This is a genomic window from Vreelandella populi (assembly GCF_003989825.1).
Lineage (GTDB): Bacteria > Pseudomonadota > Gammaproteobacteria > Pseudomonadales > Halomonadaceae > Vreelandella > Vreelandella populi.
Genome location: NZ_RZHE01000006.1, coordinates 306,752 through 321,862 on the forward strand (window position 1 = coordinate 306,752; position 15,111 = coordinate 321,862).

Annotated in this window: 13 protein-coding genes; 4 read left to right on the top strand and 9 right to left on the bottom strand. The window is 52.2% G+C overall.

The window, feature by feature from the left end; genetic code table 11:
• The first annotated feature begins 99 nt into the window (after positions 1-99).
• A complete protein-coding gene (locus ELY25_RS06440; protein ID WP_126950458.1) occupies positions 100-1,038 on the top strand; it encodes an alpha/beta hydrolase in 939 nt (312 codons plus the stop codon).
• Positions 1,039-1,129: 91 nt separating this feature from the next.
• Here the strand turns inward: ELY25_RS06440 and ELY25_RS06445 are convergent, their stop codons facing one another.
• The 7 genes from ELY25_RS06445 to ELY25_RS06475 all read right to left on the bottom strand — a co-directional run bounded on the left by ELY25_RS06445 (position 1,130) and on the right by ELY25_RS06475 (position 8,940).
• On the bottom strand, positions 1,130-2,266 hold the full coding sequence (locus ELY25_RS06445) for a mandelate racemase/muconate lactonizing enzyme family protein (protein WP_126950459.1): 1,137 nt from the start codon (positions 2,264-2,266) through the stop codon (positions 1,130-1,132).
• A 22-nt stretch (positions 2,267-2,288) separates the two neighbouring features.
• Positions 2,289-3,569 (bottom strand): TRAP transporter large permease, encoded by a 1,281-nt coding sequence (locus ELY25_RS06450; RefSeq protein WP_126950460.1) that lies wholly within the window; start codon positions 3,567-3,569, stop codon positions 2,289-2,291.
• A 3-nt stretch (positions 3,570-3,572) separates the two neighbouring features.
• The gene (locus tag ELY25_RS06455) at positions 3,573-4,109 is read right to left on the bottom strand and encodes a TRAP transporter small permease (protein WP_126950461.1); all 537 of its coding nucleotides are present in this window, start codon (positions 4,107-4,109) and stop codon (positions 3,573-3,575) included.
• Between the two features lie 60 nt (positions 4,110-4,169).
• Positions 4,170-5,162, bottom strand: a complete 993-nt coding sequence (locus ELY25_RS06460; protein ID WP_126950462.1) for a TRAP transporter substrate-binding protein — start codon at positions 5,160-5,162, stop codon at positions 4,170-4,172.
• Between the two features lie 42 nt (positions 5,163-5,204).
• Positions 5,205-6,122: a 5-dehydro-4-deoxyglucarate dehydratase gene (kdgD, locus tag ELY25_RS06465; protein ID WP_126950463.1), complete on the bottom strand. Its 918-nt coding sequence runs from the start codon at positions 6,120-6,122 to the stop codon at positions 5,205-5,207.
• Positions 6,123-6,395: 273 nt separating this feature from the next.
• On the bottom strand, positions 6,396-7,157 hold the full coding sequence (locus tag ELY25_RS06470; protein ID WP_126950464.1) for a metallophosphoesterase: 762 nt from the start codon (positions 7,155-7,157) through the stop codon (positions 6,396-6,398).
• A gap of 70 nt (positions 7,158-7,227) precedes the next feature.
• Positions 7,228-8,940 carry a thiamine pyrophosphate-dependent enzyme gene (locus ELY25_RS06475; RefSeq protein ID WP_126950465.1) on the bottom strand — a complete coding sequence of 571 codons (1,713 nt, stop codon included), beginning with the start codon at positions 8,938-8,940 and terminating at the stop codon, positions 7,228-7,230.
• 578 nt (positions 8,941-9,518) lie between these two features.
• Here ELY25_RS06475 and ELY25_RS18095 point away from each other — a divergent pair.
• Positions 9,519-9,641 carry a hypothetical protein gene (locus ELY25_RS18095; RefSeq protein WP_260579423.1) on the top strand — a complete coding sequence of 41 codons (123 nt, stop codon included), beginning with the start codon at positions 9,519-9,521 and terminating at the stop codon, positions 9,639-9,641.
• Positions 9,642-9,707: 66 nt separating this feature from the next.
• On the opposite strand, the gene speG is transcribed toward ELY25_RS18095, so the two are convergent.
• Positions 9,708-10,241 (bottom strand): spermidine N1-acetyltransferase, encoded by a 534-nt coding sequence (gene speG, locus ELY25_RS06480; RefSeq protein WP_126950466.1) that lies wholly within the window; start codon positions 10,239-10,241, stop codon positions 9,708-9,710.
• A 536-nt stretch (positions 10,242-10,777) separates the two neighbouring features.
• On the opposite strand from speG, the gene glsA reads away from it, so the two are divergent.
• Both glsA and ltaE read left to right on the top strand, forming a co-directional pair.
• Positions 10,778-11,719, top strand: a complete 942-nt coding sequence (gene glsA / locus ELY25_RS06485; protein WP_126950467.1) for a glutaminase A — start codon at positions 10,778-10,780, stop codon at positions 11,717-11,719.
• A gap of 256 nt (positions 11,720-11,975) precedes the next feature.
• Positions 11,976-12,992 carry a low-specificity L-threonine aldolase gene (gene ltaE, locus ELY25_RS06490; protein ID WP_126950468.1) on the top strand — a complete coding sequence of 339 codons (1,017 nt, stop codon included), beginning with the start codon at positions 11,976-11,978 and terminating at the stop codon, positions 12,990-12,992.
• A gap of 24 nt (positions 12,993-13,016) precedes the next feature.
• Here the strand turns inward: ltaE and fhuB are convergent, their stop codons facing one another.
• A complete protein-coding gene (gene fhuB, locus ELY25_RS06495; RefSeq protein WP_126950469.1) occupies positions 13,017-14,999 on the bottom strand; it encodes a Fe(3+)-hydroxamate ABC transporter permease FhuB in 1,983 nt (660 codons plus the stop codon).
• Positions 15,000-15,111 lie beyond the last annotated feature (112 nt).

Here is a 15,111-nt window from a genome sequence, read left to right on the forward strand (position 1 = left end):
GAAATGTTATGTGAGTCATCAACCATGCCAAAACGAGTAAAACGTTCAGCTATATGGCTGGCGTTAGCCTTGTGGGGCACCATAAATACAGGGGGAGCTATGGCCTATGCTTTACAGCATGAAGCAGTTTTGCCGCTTTGGGACGGGCAGCCCGAAGGAATACCAGATGGCCTTACGCCATTAGTAGAGGATCGCTCCAAGAACCTGTTCCGGCCTGATCGGGCGTTAACGGGTATCGTTGAGCCGAGCCTAACGGCATGGATTCCGGAGCGCCCCAACGGCACCTCCATTATTATCGCCCCCGGCGGCTCTTACAGGCGCGTAGTTCTAGACAAGGAAGGTATCGAGATCGCCAAGGCACTAGCACCTTTAGGCATTACCAGCTTTCTGTTGACCTACCGGCTGCCTGGCGAAGGACATGCTAACCGAGCGGACGCACCTCTCGCCGATGCGCAGCGTGCAATGCGCCTGGTGCGCGGACATGCAGACGAATGGGGTCTTGATCCTGAACGGATCGGATTTCTGGGCTTTTCTGCCGCCGGTCACCTGGGAGCGTCGCTTGCGACCGGATACGATCAGGCAACTTATGAAGTGGATGAGGCTGAGCAGGCCGTATCGGCCCGACCGGATTTCGTTGCACTCGTTTATCCCGTCGTGACAATGCAGGATGAGGATGTTCACGAAGGATCTCGTACCGCCCTGCTAGGCAATAGCCCTACATCGCAGCAGAAGCTGGATCGCTCGCCTGAAGTGCATGTAACAGCTGATTCACCCGAAACATTTCTAGTGCTGGCCGATGACGATCCATCGGTGCCGCCCGCCAACGCCGTCGCCTTTTATAGTGCGCTTCACGAGGCAGGAGTGAAGGCTGAGCTGCATATCTTCCGTGATGGCGGCCATGGCTTTGGCATTAGTGGCGCAAAGAGTAAGCCGGTTGCCGGCTGGCCACGTCTATTAGCAGAGTGGATGACGCAAATTGGAGTTATGCCAGAAACACTGACACAAGTTATACCAGAACAGTCGGAACGAAAGCGCTAATAATTAAAAAATTAATAGCGCTAATCTTATAAAAAATTTAATTACTGATTGCTGCGTTACAACTAACAGCTTCATTAATTAACCCAACACTTCATACCTCTTTTAACGCATAAGTATTAAGCGCCTCACGATTAATCTCAATGCCTAACCCAGGGCCATCCGGTATGGTCATCACACCGTGTTGATGCTCAATGGGCGTTTGTACCACCGCTTGTCGAAACGGGTTTTCCGTTCGATCAAATTCCATGATTGGTTCAAGCGGTTTTCGGCGCGGCGGGTTGGGCGCGAGTGCGGCCATAAACTGAAGGCTGGCCGCCAGGCACACCGCCGTGCCCCATACGTGGGGCACTAATCTTACGCCGTGCATGGCAGCCATATCCGCGACCCGGCGAATTTCGCTAAAGCCGCCCACGCCGCAAATGTCTGGTTGTACGATATCGACGGCTCTACGCGCCAGCGGTTCGTGCATGGCGTAGCGTCCATGCCAGTTCTCGCCGCTGGCCACTGGGATAGGCTGCCCTGCCCTGACGGCTGCATAGGTATCAATCTGTTCCGGGAGTACCGGCTCTTCAAACCAGTCGATACCAAACGCCGCCGCACGCTGGCCTACTTCGATGGCTTCCAGGTAGTCATAGCCGTGGTTGGCATCAATCATAAGGCGCACATCCGGCCCAATTGACTCACGCACGGCCTCAATCACTTTCAGGTCTTCTTCAACATCAAAGCCGATCTTGATCTTGACGGCGTGAAAGCCCTCGTGACGATAACGCGCCACTTCCGCCGCGACGTCGCTGACACGATCAACGCCCTCGCGGCAAAACGAACCGGTGGCATAGGCACGCACAGATTCACGAAACCGCCCGCCAAGCAGCGTGGAAACAGGTACGCCGAAGTGCTTGCCCTTGATATCCCACAGCGCGATATCGATACCGCTCAAGGCCGTCATGGTTAAGCCACGTTGGCCCTGATCACGAAGACGGTTATAAAGGTTGAGCCACACTTTCTCGGTTTGCAGCGGGTCTTCGCCGATCAGTGCCTGGGCGTATACCTGGACAATGGCAGCATTGGGCTTGGCTGGCCCCAGGCACTCGCCCCACCCAACGGTGCCGTCTTCACAAATGATTTCGACTAAACAGTGCTGGCGGCGTGTGAATGACATCGAAGCACTTTCAAACGCTGTTTCAAGCTTGTGATCCAGAATATGAGTCTTGACCGCTTCTATTCTCATGGCTGATTTTCCTGTCATGGCGTTATCTAAAAAGGCCAGGTAGCGTTAATGAAACCGCCGGGATATAAGTCACCAGCATTAGCGCCACAAACAGCGCCAGGAAGAAGGGCCAGATGGTGCGGACTGCATGCTCAATTTTGATTTTCCCGATCACGCAGCCCACAAACAGGCACGCACCTACCGGCGGGGTACATAAACCCAGCCCCAGATTCATCATCAAGATAATGCCGAACTGGATGGGGTCCATGCCAAACTGCATGGCGACCGGCAGGAAAATGGGCGTGCAAATCAGGATTAACGCCGCCATATCCATGATCATGCCCAACACCAGCAGAATCAGATTGAGCATCAAAAAGATAACCACGGGCTTGTCTGAAATCGTCATTAATCCGGTGGTTAGCATTTCAGGCACGTTATAGAGCGCCAGCATATAAGAGAAAGCCGATGCGCAGCCCACCAGAATCATGACCAGCGATGTGGTTTTAACCGATTGGATAACGGCGGCCTTAAAGGATGACCACTTAAGCTCACGGTAGACAAGCCCAGTCACGATGATGGCGTAGATGGCACCAAAGGCCCCGGACTCTGTGACCGTCAAGATGCCCGAAAGTACACCACCTACAATAATGACTGCCGTCATCAAGCCAGGCAGCGAGGCGACCAGGCTAAGCAACAGGGCTTGCCAACCGGGAAATGCCTCGCCTTTATAGCCACGCTTGACGGCCACAACATAAGCGGCCACGGCCAGGCTCAAGCACATCAGGATGCCGGGAACGATACCGGCGATAAACAGTTGGGTAACGGAAATACCGCCCCCTGCCGCTACGGCGTATAAAATCATATTGTGGCTGGGCGGGATAACCACGCCAGCGACCGACGAGGTTACCGTGACGTTAACCGCGTAGTCAGCGTCATAGCCCTTCTCTTTCATCACCGGGATAAGAATCGAGCCCAAAGCAGACGTATCGGCCACTGCTGAGCCCGAGATGCCGCCAAACAGCATCGAAGAGCTTATATTGACCATCCCCAGACCGCCGCGCATTCTTCCCACCATGGCGGAGGCCAGGCGAACAAGTCGGGTTGAAATTCCGCCGTGAAGCATCAGCTCGCCGGCAAAAATGAAAAAAGGAATTGCTAGTAGCGAAAAAACGGAAATGCCGGACAAGATACGCTGAAAGGCGACAAACAACGGCAACCCTTCATACATAAATGTAGCGACAGCGGCCAGTCCAACGGCAAAAGCGACCGGTGCTCCTGCGACAAGGCCGAGAAAGAAAATTCCAAACAGTATCATCAGCCCCATGACTTATGCCCTCTCAGCGTTTCGAGACAGTAATCGTTGCACTATATCCGCCCCTGCAAACAGCATGATCAGCACGCCACAAATCACTAGTGGAGCTGCACGCCAGCTTTCAGAGAGACCAATCATAGGAATGGCCCTTTCCATGTTTGTCATGACTAGCTTCCAGCCTTGAACCGTCATAAAACCACCAAATACAAGGATGAAAAGATCCGAGATGTGGTGCAGTAAGCCGCGCAGAAAAGGAGGGAAACTCTCACGAACAAAGTCGATATTCAGATGGCTGTGATACCTGACGCCGGCAGCGGCGCCCAAGCAGGTGATATACACCACTAACACCAGGGAGGTTTGTTCTACCCAGGTTGGCGTGTTGTTAAGCACATAACGCCCGAAGACCAGCCATCCGAAAGTAGCAATAAGAATGACCAGCATGATACCCGCCAAAAGCACGCATAACTCAGCCATGCCATCCAACACGCGGTCTACAGAGCCTTCTCTTGTCGTGCTTTTTCTACTGCTGGGTGTTTCAATTTCTATACTCACGACACATTTCCTTTTAATCTTTCGGCGGCATCAAGCCGCCGAAAGGAAGACATAAGAAAATTATTGAGCGGCTCTGATTTCCTCGATCAGCTCACCCGTGCCCGGGTTATTGGCGATAAAGTTTTCATACATCGGTTCCATCAATGCTTGGAAAGCCGCTTTATCTTCTACTTCATTAATTTCTACGCCGTTATCCAGGATAATCTGACGGCTTTCTTCAGAGCTTTCGACCCACAGCTCACGTTGCATGGTGGAAGCATTCATCGCTTCTTCACGAACGATTTCCTGGTCTTCTTCGGATAACTTGTCCCAACTGGCTTTGGCAACACACAGGCATTCAGGAATAATCAAATGCTCGGTTAACGAGTAGTATTCCGCTGCTTCGTAGTGGTTGCTGGATTCAAAGGAGGGATAATTGTTTTCAGCGCCGTCCAGAACACCGGTCGTTAAACTCTGGTAGACCTCTCCATACGCCATTGGCGTCGCATTGCCGCCAAGCGCTTCCATCATCTCGACGTAAAGATCGTTATTCATGACTCGAATCTTTAAGCCCTGGACATCTTCTGGTGTGTTGATCGGGTGCTTGGTGTTGTAAATGCTTCTGGCGCCTGAATCGAACCAGGAAAGCACTACCAGACCTTTCTCTTCCAGTGCATCAGCAAAGCGCTGGCCAATCTCGCCATCCATCACCGTGTGCATATGATCTACATCGGTAAACAGGAAAGGCAGCGAGAAAACGTTCGTTTCCTTAACAATGGGTCCCATGGGCCCCATATTAAAGTTGGCAAAATCCAACGCGCCGTTGCGGGTTTGCTCAATCGCATCAGACTGATCGCCCAGCACGGCATTGTTGTAAACACGAGGGGTAACGCGCCCTGCCGTTTGCTCTTTGACTGCGTCAGCAAAAGCTTCAAGCGCTACCGTATTGGGGTAACCGTCTGGGTGAATGTTCCAGCCACGCCAGTTATCGGCTTGGGCGGAAACAGCAGCGGCTAGTAACGATACGCCTGTGAGAGCAAACAGCGCTTGGCGACGGATAGTTTTTGTTTTCATCACGTAAACCTCTGGTTATGTCGTTTGGTTTTTTTCCAGCTTTTAGAAAGAACGCGCTACACCCACCAGGCGCTCTAACTGCTGGCGTTGCTCTTGGGTGGGCATGGTTAAAGGCGCACGAACGCTACCTGCCGGACGGCCGATAATATCCGCGCCTTCTTTAATTAAGCTAACCGCATAGCCTGCCTTTTGGTCACGCAAATCAATAAAGGGAATAAAGAAATCAGTCGTAATTTTCTTCACGGTGTCTTTATCCCCTTGGCGTAACGCTTTGTAGAACGTCACAGCCATATCCGGAACAAAGTTGAATACCGCGGATGAGTAGGTATTCACGCCAATGGAGAGATACGCTTCTGCAAAGATCTCAGCCGTAGGTACGCCGCCTACATATACAAGGCGGTCGCCGACCGTTTTAATGATTTTGTTAAGCGCCTGGATATCGCCCTTACCATCTTTCAAACCAATAAGGTTCGGGCAGGCATCGGCAAGGGTTTGCACGGAATCCGCGTTGAGAATGCCGTTACCACGGTTGTAGTAAATGACGTTGATATCAGTGGCATCACAAATTTGCCGTGCATACTCAACCAACCCATCCTGCGGGCACTCTGTCAGGTACGGAGGCATCAGCAAAATGCCATCGGCACCGGCTTCAGAAGCCGCATCAGCAAAGGCCTTGCCAGCTTCAACACTGAGTCCAGCGCTTGCAATTACCGGCAGTTTACCGTCGACCACTTCCACCGCTACACGAACAATCTGGCGATACTCTTCGAGCGTTAAGTTAAAAAACTCACCCGTACCACCGGCGACAAACACGGCAGAAATATCGTGGCTGATAAACCATGCCAGGCGCTCGCGATAGCTTTTTTCATCAAACTTCCCATTCTGATCGAAATCGGTAATGGGAAATGACAACAGTCCGTCTCCAACTGCTTGTATTACTTCTTGTTTGGAAAACTTCACACAGATTCCCTCTCGTTTTCTTACGCCAGGCAAATGGGTAATTTAACCTTTGATGAACAGTATTTGTAATACATCATACAAACTAGAAAGTAATCATCCCCAGCAGGCTGTGCAAGCGAAATACAATGGGTTTCGACCAAAGTGCTACCGTTTAGATAACGTCAAACGATCAGTTAATATTATTTAAGTATAAAAAACAACAGGTTATATTTTCAACGGCACTGCTAAGTAAACATTAACCGGTCCTTGAAGTACTGGTTTTTTGTATCCAGTCTAAATCTCAACCACAAGATCCGGTTTAAAGCGCAGTGGTTCGAATTCATCGGGATAACCACCAGGGTTGGCCAGCACACGAGTGTCTTGATAGATCATATCCACCGGTTCATGCACATGGCCGTGGATCCATAGATCCATTTTGCCCATCAGTTGCGGTAGGTGAGAGGCAAACGCAGGCGATAGCATGTCGCCTTTATACCGATCAGGAATGCATTCTTGAAGCGGTGCGTGGTGGCTTATGACGACTTTTGGGCCATCAAAAGGCTCTGCCAGTGCGCTTTCTAACCAGGTAATAGCCTCTTGATGCAGCTGCTGGCTCGCCTCAGGTGTAAACGTTACGCCTGGGGAGATTTGGATAATCTTGAAGTCAGGCATGTAGCGCAAGGCTTTGGCTTCGGTATGAGCAGGATGTTTCGTAGGATCATCAGCGTATAGCGCAAAATCGGTCCAGAGCGTTGTGCCGTAAAAGCGCACGCCATCAAGCGTGATTGCACGATTATCCAGTAGCTCAATACTGTGTCGCTTGGCCTCCTGGGCCAACGCTTCGCGTGTCAAAGGTAGGCAGGTGTCATAAAACTCGTGGTTCCCAGGCACAAAAATAACTGTTTGGTTTGGGAAACGCGCCCGCGCCCAAACAAGCCCTTCGCATTGGCGATGGATATCCCCTGCCAGTATGACAATGTCAGCGTCAATATCCGGTAGCGGGCGGCCACCCGCGAAATGCTCAAGGTGTAGGTCGGACAAAACACGTAAACGCATATTACTCCTTGTTTTTTTTACACATCTGTCCGAGCCGTTGACCGCCCACAACTCAGCAATAAATTACAGTTTATCGTTTCAAGAAGTTGCTCTTCACCAAATGGACTACTTCATCCATGCGCCCACTCAATACTGCTTTGGCAGAGTACAGCGCAGTTGAAGCAACTTGCCCTGCTTCAACTTTCGGCGGCATTACAAGCTCCATGGGGTTAACCGCGACATCCAGTAGCGCGGGACCCGGCTGAGACAGCCACTGACTGATGGCCGATTCCAGCTGATCTTCTCGTTCAACACGCTGGCCCCATAGCCCCATGGCCGTAGCCACTTCACCAAAGTCCGGATTTTGAAGCTCGGTGTAGGCGTCCAAAAGGCCCTCCACTTTTTGCTCCAGCTCAACGAAGCTGAGCGAGCGATTGTTATACACCACAATTTTTAGCGGGATACGTCGCTGCACCAGCGTCAGCAAATCGCCCATCAGCATGCTTAGTCCCCCATCGCCACACATCGCAATGACCTGGCGCTCGGGGTATGCCAGTTGAATGCCTAGTGCCTGCGGGTAGGCATTGGCCATGGTGCCATGCTGCAGGCTGGCCAGTGTCCGACGCTGGCCACTGGCTTGAATATGGCGCAGCATCCATACGTTCACGCTTCCCGTGTCGGCGGTAAAAAGAGCGTTATCGGCCGCTAGCCGGTCGATTGCCAGCGTTAATTCCTGAGGGTGAATCAATGAATCATCGCGGCTTGTATGCGCCGATTTTTCCAAGGATTTGACGTAGTGTTTGCGACACTTTTCCAGCCAACGCGGGCTTTGATTATTTTCGACCACCTGGCAGAGCGCTTCACAGGTATCCTGTACGCTGCCGACGATACCTACGTTGACCGGGTAGCGCTTGCCGATCTGGGCAGGGTCGCTATCCACCTGGATGATGGCTGCATCTTCCGGATAAAACTGTTTAAAAGCAAAATTGCAGCCCAGCATCAACAGCGTGTCGCATTCGGCAACGGCGTGGTAACCACCTTCCAGACCATAAACGCCGGTCATTCCTACCTGGTAAGGGTTATCAGGTTCGATAAAATCCTTGGCTCGGGATGTCCAGGCAATGGGCGCCTGGAGTTTTTCGGCAAGTGCTATTACCTGTTCACGCGCATCGCGGCAGCCTGACCCGGCAAAGATGGTAATCTTGCCGCCTTTATTGAGTTGCGTAACGGCAGGTACAAACGCTTCTGCGCTTGGGCGCAGGGAGTACTCAAACCGGTGTGTACGGAAGGCCAGTTGGCTTTCCGGCGTTTGGCTCATTACATCGCCCGGCACAATCAATACGGCGACGCCGCCTTTTGCCAACGCCGTTTGCGCGGCAAGTGCCGTCATGCGGCGGGCCTGCTCAGGCGAAGCTACCGTTTCACAAAACACGCTGTACTGTTTGAAAATCTGTACCTGATCCACTTCCTGTGGGAAGCTGCCCCCCGTTTCGGATAGCGGCACCTGCGTGGCGATTAGTACAACAGGAGCACCATTTCGGTGGGCATCAAACAACCCATTCACAAAGTGAAGGCTGCCAGGGCCGCAAGAACCGGCACAAAGCGCCAGTTCCTGGGTTAAATAGGCTTCGCCACCTGCCGCAAACCCGCCGACTTCTTCATGGCGCACGCCGATCCATTCAATATCGCTTTGACGCAACGCGTCCGTAAAGTGATTAAGTGTATCTCCAACGATCCCATAACAGCGTTTGGCTCCCGCGTTTTGCAGGGTATCGACCATAATTTCAGCAACATTGGCGCTCATACGCGACTCCATTCGCAAGGGTAATAGGATGTTCACGACTAAAGCCTAGCGGGTTATGTGCCTTCCTGCCGTCATCGCGTTTAATTCCTGCTCCTCTTCCAGACCTGCCACCGCATCTTGCTCGTGCTGCAAAGCAGCAAAAACTCGCTATACTCAATTGTGTGTCCTAACAGGAGGACCCCACTATGGCGCTACCCCTAATCCCCTTTAACGATCATAATGACGTTCTTCAATTCTGGTTGATTCAAGCGCAGCTACAGCGTACGGCCATGACGGCATTGGCAGACTATTTAGGCTAACCACCTAGTTTTCCTCGCGGTTTAGAAAAAAACTTATCGAAGCCAGAAGAAATTCTGGCTTTTTTATTTATTATGAAATCCTTTTCCATTCAATTATATAGGCAGCTAATGACTTTCTTGTAAGCAATTGCTTACAAGGTATAGCTTTTTACCTACATCTTTTTGACTAGATACAAGATCAAAAAGCGCCTACTATCACGCCTCGCGGCATATGCTGCGGTGCATTAATCATTGCCATAATAAGAACTTTTGATAAATTACTGAAAAGGAGTGCATGCCATGCAACACTCAACAACGCAATATCCGGCCACTAGTGAAGATATTATGAAAGTATGGGGCCAATGTGCCCAAGACCAGCGCGCTGCGTTCGATGCGCTGGCTGCTTATATGCGCCAGCTGTAAGCGCTTTGCGGTAATATTTGAATCAACGCCTCATGATGAGGCGTTATTTTTTTAGAGTCTGGTAACCTAGACCTCGTTATGCTCCAGCGCTTGTAGATAAGTCTCCTGCAGGATATACATGCGTTTTACATCCCGGTACTTGCCATTGATAAAGAACTCCTGAACCAGGTGCCCTTCCTCGATAAACCCGCTCTCTTCATAAAGATGGATCGCTTTGACGTTTTCCACGGCAACAATCAAAAACACCTTGTGAATATTCAAGATGGTAAAGGAATAATGCAGGGCCTGACGGATCAACGAGCGAGCAAAACCTTTTCCCTGGTGGTCGGGCGTCACAATAATCTGAAATTCTGCACTACGGTGGATGTAGTCGATTTCAATCAGTTCCACCAATCCAATGGCAACCCCCGCGCTATCTTCTGCCACAAAGCGCCTTTCGGCATTGTCATGAATATGCTTGTTATATAGCTCTTCGAGTTCATCAAACGATTCGTATGGCTCTTCAAACCAGTACGACATGATGCTTTGATTATTATTTAATTCATGCACGAAACGCAGATCGCTACGCTCCAGCGCACGTAAAAAAAGTAGGTGATTCATGGGTGCTGCTCTCATCGTGTAGTGGGCTATTGGCTAATTAATAGCTTAATTAACCCACTACGTGGCTTAATTGTGGCGTTTAAAAGAAAATAGCGCTGCTAGCGGGTGCTTCCGCCCTCAACCAAAACGCGCACCAGCTAAATGTAAGGTTAGTTGTTAGCGTCGGCCAGAGTCCCTTTATCTTGTAAATCAGCCCTTGAGCCCTTTCCAGCGCCCGATCATCGCGACGCTCGGGTATGCCCTCATCGCCATCTCACTGTTGATGTGAACCGGAAAATAGACCGCTTCTTTAAAGAGGCCGGTATAGAGACTGTTTTCTGCAGTTGGATGTGCCCTTTCACACTAGCAAAAGGACTTTGCATTGACAGCTTCGTCAGGCTGACCACACTTCTATTAACTGCTCTAAACATCAAAGGAGCTTTTTATATCTGAACAACAGACTAATTCACAATCCGATGCGCCAGAACCTACCGAGGCAGAAAAGGAGCAATGCAAACGTCACCGTAAACGTGAATACCCCATAAGGAGCTAGCCGTATGGAAAATATCAATGACGATATTGAAGCCTATTTACAGCAGGTAGTAGAGGAAGAGCAGAACCACGACCATGATGGCAGCATGAGCTCTTTCATGGAAGAAATTGGTATGGCTGATAAAGAGATGTTTGGTGTCTGCGTCACCAGCTCCGAGGGAAAAGTCAGAAAAGGCGGCAATGCTGACGAAGTATTACCGTTGGAAAGTGTTTCCAAAGCACTGGCGTTAGCGCTTGCGCTGGAAGATGTGGGAGCCGAGAAAATCTTTCAGCATGTGAGCAAAGAACCTAAAGGCGACCCGTTTCACTCTATAGCTGCTCTTGAAGAAGGAGATAAGGGCGTCCCTTCAAACCCGATGATAAACGCGGGTGCCATTGCAGTCACCTCAATGATTCAGGGTGCTGACGGCGAAGAGCGCTTTATCCGCCTGCGTGACTTTATCCGGCGTCTGGCTGATAACCCCGCTATTGATTACAACCACGACATGTATGAGGCAGAAGAAAAGGACTTAAACCGGGCGCTTTTTTATTATATGCGTAGTCACGGTGTAGTGTCCGGCAGCGAGGAAGATAGCCTTTTACCTTATATGAAGCAGACCTCTATAGAAATGAGCTGTGTCGATCTTGCACGTATTGCGGCTGTATTTGCTAATAACGGTAAGGCCCCTGGTTCAGATGAGCAATTGATTGCTCCTGATAACGTGCATATTGTACTGACGCTGATGTTTGCTACCGGTATGTATCAGAGCTCTGGTGAGTTTGCGGTAGACGTGGGGATCCCTGCAAAAAGCGGAATTTCCGGATTCATTATGGCCGTCGTTCCAGGCCGTATGGGAGTTGGCGTCATTGGCCCTGCACTAGATAATAGCGGCAACAGCATTGCTGGCATGCGTATTTTGGGCAAGCTCAGTAAACGCTGGAAACTCGCTGCATTTTCAAGTCATTAAAACAGCAAAATTTATAGAAAAACTAAAACGCAACTTGGGCTACTTGATGTATATGTAATTTGTACCGGCGCTATGTTCAGCTCTGGTTGTTTCTGCTGCCCGATCTTGCTGCTGCTCAGGTGGAGCCGGTGGTGACCTGGCATATCTGTTCATCGGCCTGTTAACTATTCCTTTAGTGTTAAGTACCCCAGAGTTATGCATAGCTATGCCAAGAGCTAATCATCGTAAAAATCACTTATTTATAAAGGAAAATTTCATGATTGATTTGCGTAGCGATACGGTCACTCGCCCAAGCGCCGCCATGTTAGAAGCCATGATGAGTGCCCCCACAGGTGACGATGTTTGGGGTGATGACCCAACGGTAAATGCGTTTCAGGAGCACCTTGCCACTTTAACAGGCAAGCAGGCGGCGTTGCTGTTCCCAAGCGGCACCCAGAGCAATCTGGTAGGCCTGATGGCTCATTGCGAACGCGGTGACGAGTATATCGTCGGCCAATCTGCTCACACTTATCGCTATGAAGGGGGCGGCGCTGCGGTGCTTGGCAGTATTCAGCCGCAGCCGATTGAAAATGCCAGCGACGGTAGCCTGCCACTGGAGAAAATCAGCGAAGCCATCAAGCAAGATGATTTTCACTTCGCCCGCACGCGCCTTTTGGCCTTGGAAAATACCATCGGCGGTAAAGTGTTGCCGGAAGCCTACGTTCATCAAGCCACCGAGCTCGCCCGCTCCCGAGGCTTGGCAACGCACTTGGACGGCGCGCGGATTTTCAATGCAGCCGTTGCAAGTCAGGTGCCGCTTGAACAGTTATGCCGCCCCTTTGACAGCGTATCGCTGTGCTTCTCGAAAGGCATGGGTACGCCGATCGGCTCGGCACTGGTTGGTTCGCGCACGCTTATTGAGCGCGCCCGCCGCTGGCGTAAAGTGGTAGGTGGGGGGATGCGTCAGGCAGGCATCATCGCCGCCGCCTGCCAGTATGCGCTTGACCACAATCTGCAGGATCTGGCCGACGACCACCGCCGCGCGGCACGTCTGGCCGAAGGTCTGGCCGCCCTCCCCGGTGTCGAGGTGACATCTCAAGCAACCAACATGCTGTTTGTGCGCATTTCAGAAGAGCACGTGCGGCCCCTTTCCACTTGGCTTAAACAGCACGATATTTTAATCGAGCTTTTATATGCCACGCGTCTTGTCGTGCACCGCGATATTGATGATGCTGATATCGACAAGGTGCTCGATGTGATGACAGCCTATTTCAAGCAGCACGCCGTTGCCTGAGCTTAATATTTGGATACTAACGGCTTAGAGACGCCGCAGGCCCCACATAAAGTAAGCCCCGCCAATGAGCGAGGCAACGAGGCCTGCCGGTATCTCATAAGGGAACATGACCTGGCGGCCCACCCAGTCAGCCAACACCATTAGCAGCATGCCGATGAGCGCAGCACCCACAAGGTGCTGTCGAGCGCGCGAAAACCCCGCAAGGCGCGCCATATGGGGGGCCAGCAGGCCGATAAATGAAAGCGGCCCGACCACCAGCGTGGCGCATGCGGTTAATAGCGCAACCAGCAATAGCAGCCCTAATCGTGCCCGGTTCAAGGTAACACCCAGCGCTTGAGCCATCGGCGCGCCCAGGGGGAGGATATCTAGCCAGCGGCTAAACGGAAGCGCTACCAGCGCAAGCCCGGCAGCTAGGCTGCCCACCACCACGGCACTGGTAACATCAACGTAATAGGTAGACCCTGCCAGCCACGCAATCACCTGCTGGCCACGCGGATCACCGCCCGACAGCAGCACGCTGCGCACTGCATCAAACAGGGCGCTGATCGCCACGCCACTGAGCAGCAGCCGCTCGGGCACAAAGCCACTGCGACGGTTCAAGACAACCAGTACCAGTAGCGTAGCCAGCGCGCCCAATGTCCCGATACCAATCAGCGCCAGGTTACTTGGGGCGGGCAGCAAATAAATACCCAGTATCAGCGCGATAGCACAGCCTCCGCTGATACCCAACACTTCGGGGCTTGCCATGGGGTTAGCAGACAGACGCTGCAATACCGTACCGGCGATTGCCAGCATCAGGCCACTGGCAGCGGCCGCCATGACGCGGGGTAGGCGCCACTCCATCACGTTCCAGTTGAACGGGCTGATCCATCCCCAGCCGTTGGCGCCCTGGCCTGACAACAGCCCCAGGCACGCGGCAGCCAGTAACGCCACCAGCAGCCCAATCGCCAAGCGATACGGCGCTGGATGGCGGCTTACCAGCATGCTGGGAGGCTGAGGCGGCCGGTCGCCTTGAAGCTTCAATCGAGGAATTAGCCATAACAACAGCGGCGCACCCAACGCACCGGTAATCGCCCCGGTGGGAATCAGTGTTGTCAGCAAGCCCGAAAAGCGCTGCAGCAAAAGATCAGTAGTTGCCAGTAGAACCGCACCCAAGAGCGTAGACCAGAGTAGTCGGCTGCCTAGTCGGCGGACCCCGGCCATGCGCACAATATTGGGCGCTGCCAAGCCTATAAAGCCGATAATGCCGACAACGCTAACCACACTACCGGTAATAAACACCGCAAGCCCAAGGCCTGCAAAGCGCAGATATTTGAGCGAAACACCTAAGCTTTTGGCGCTGGCATCGTCCAGTTCCAGTACGGCCAGAGGGCGTAACAGCAGCCATGCGGCCACGACACTGATGGCCAGATGGGGCCATAAGGAGACAACTCCATCCCAACCACTTTGAGCAAGCGACCCCGCTCCCCAAATCAATAGCCCTGCCAGGGTTTCATGATTAAACAGCAAAAGCGCGGTTGAAAGCGCGCCTAGGTAAAGGTTGACCACTAGCCCTGCCAACACCACCACAACGGGCGCAAGCCCTCGGCGCCAGGTCAGGGCAAATACCAATCCCATTGCCAGCCCACCGCCTGCCAGGACAACCCACTCCGGCCCCACCATCAACAATCCCGGCGCCATAAGCGTGGCGGCCATGAGTGCAAGATTGGCGCCAGATGCCACGCCTAGTGTGGTTGGAGAGGCAAGCGGATTGCGCAATACCTGCTGCATCAGCACGCCCGCCAGGGCCAGTCCGCCGCCAGCCAGTAGCGCGATTGCAAGACGCGGCCACCAGGTAAAATGCAGTAGCAACTCATCAACCTGAGTGACATCTGGAGTAAGAAGCGCCTGAACGCTGTGTCCAATACCCCCTTGCGCTTGCAAGGCCAGTATCAGCAGCACGATCAACGGCAAGCTGAGTAGCAGACAGGCTTTGGCGGGCGTATTGTGATACCGACGGGCTAGCATGGAAGTGATGGTCCTTCAGCAACCTTAAAGAAAGCGTCAACTAGCAATATCATTGGCAAAACCCGAGCAGGCGAAAAGAGCTAGAAAAATAAATTCAGGCTCGCGATTCTAA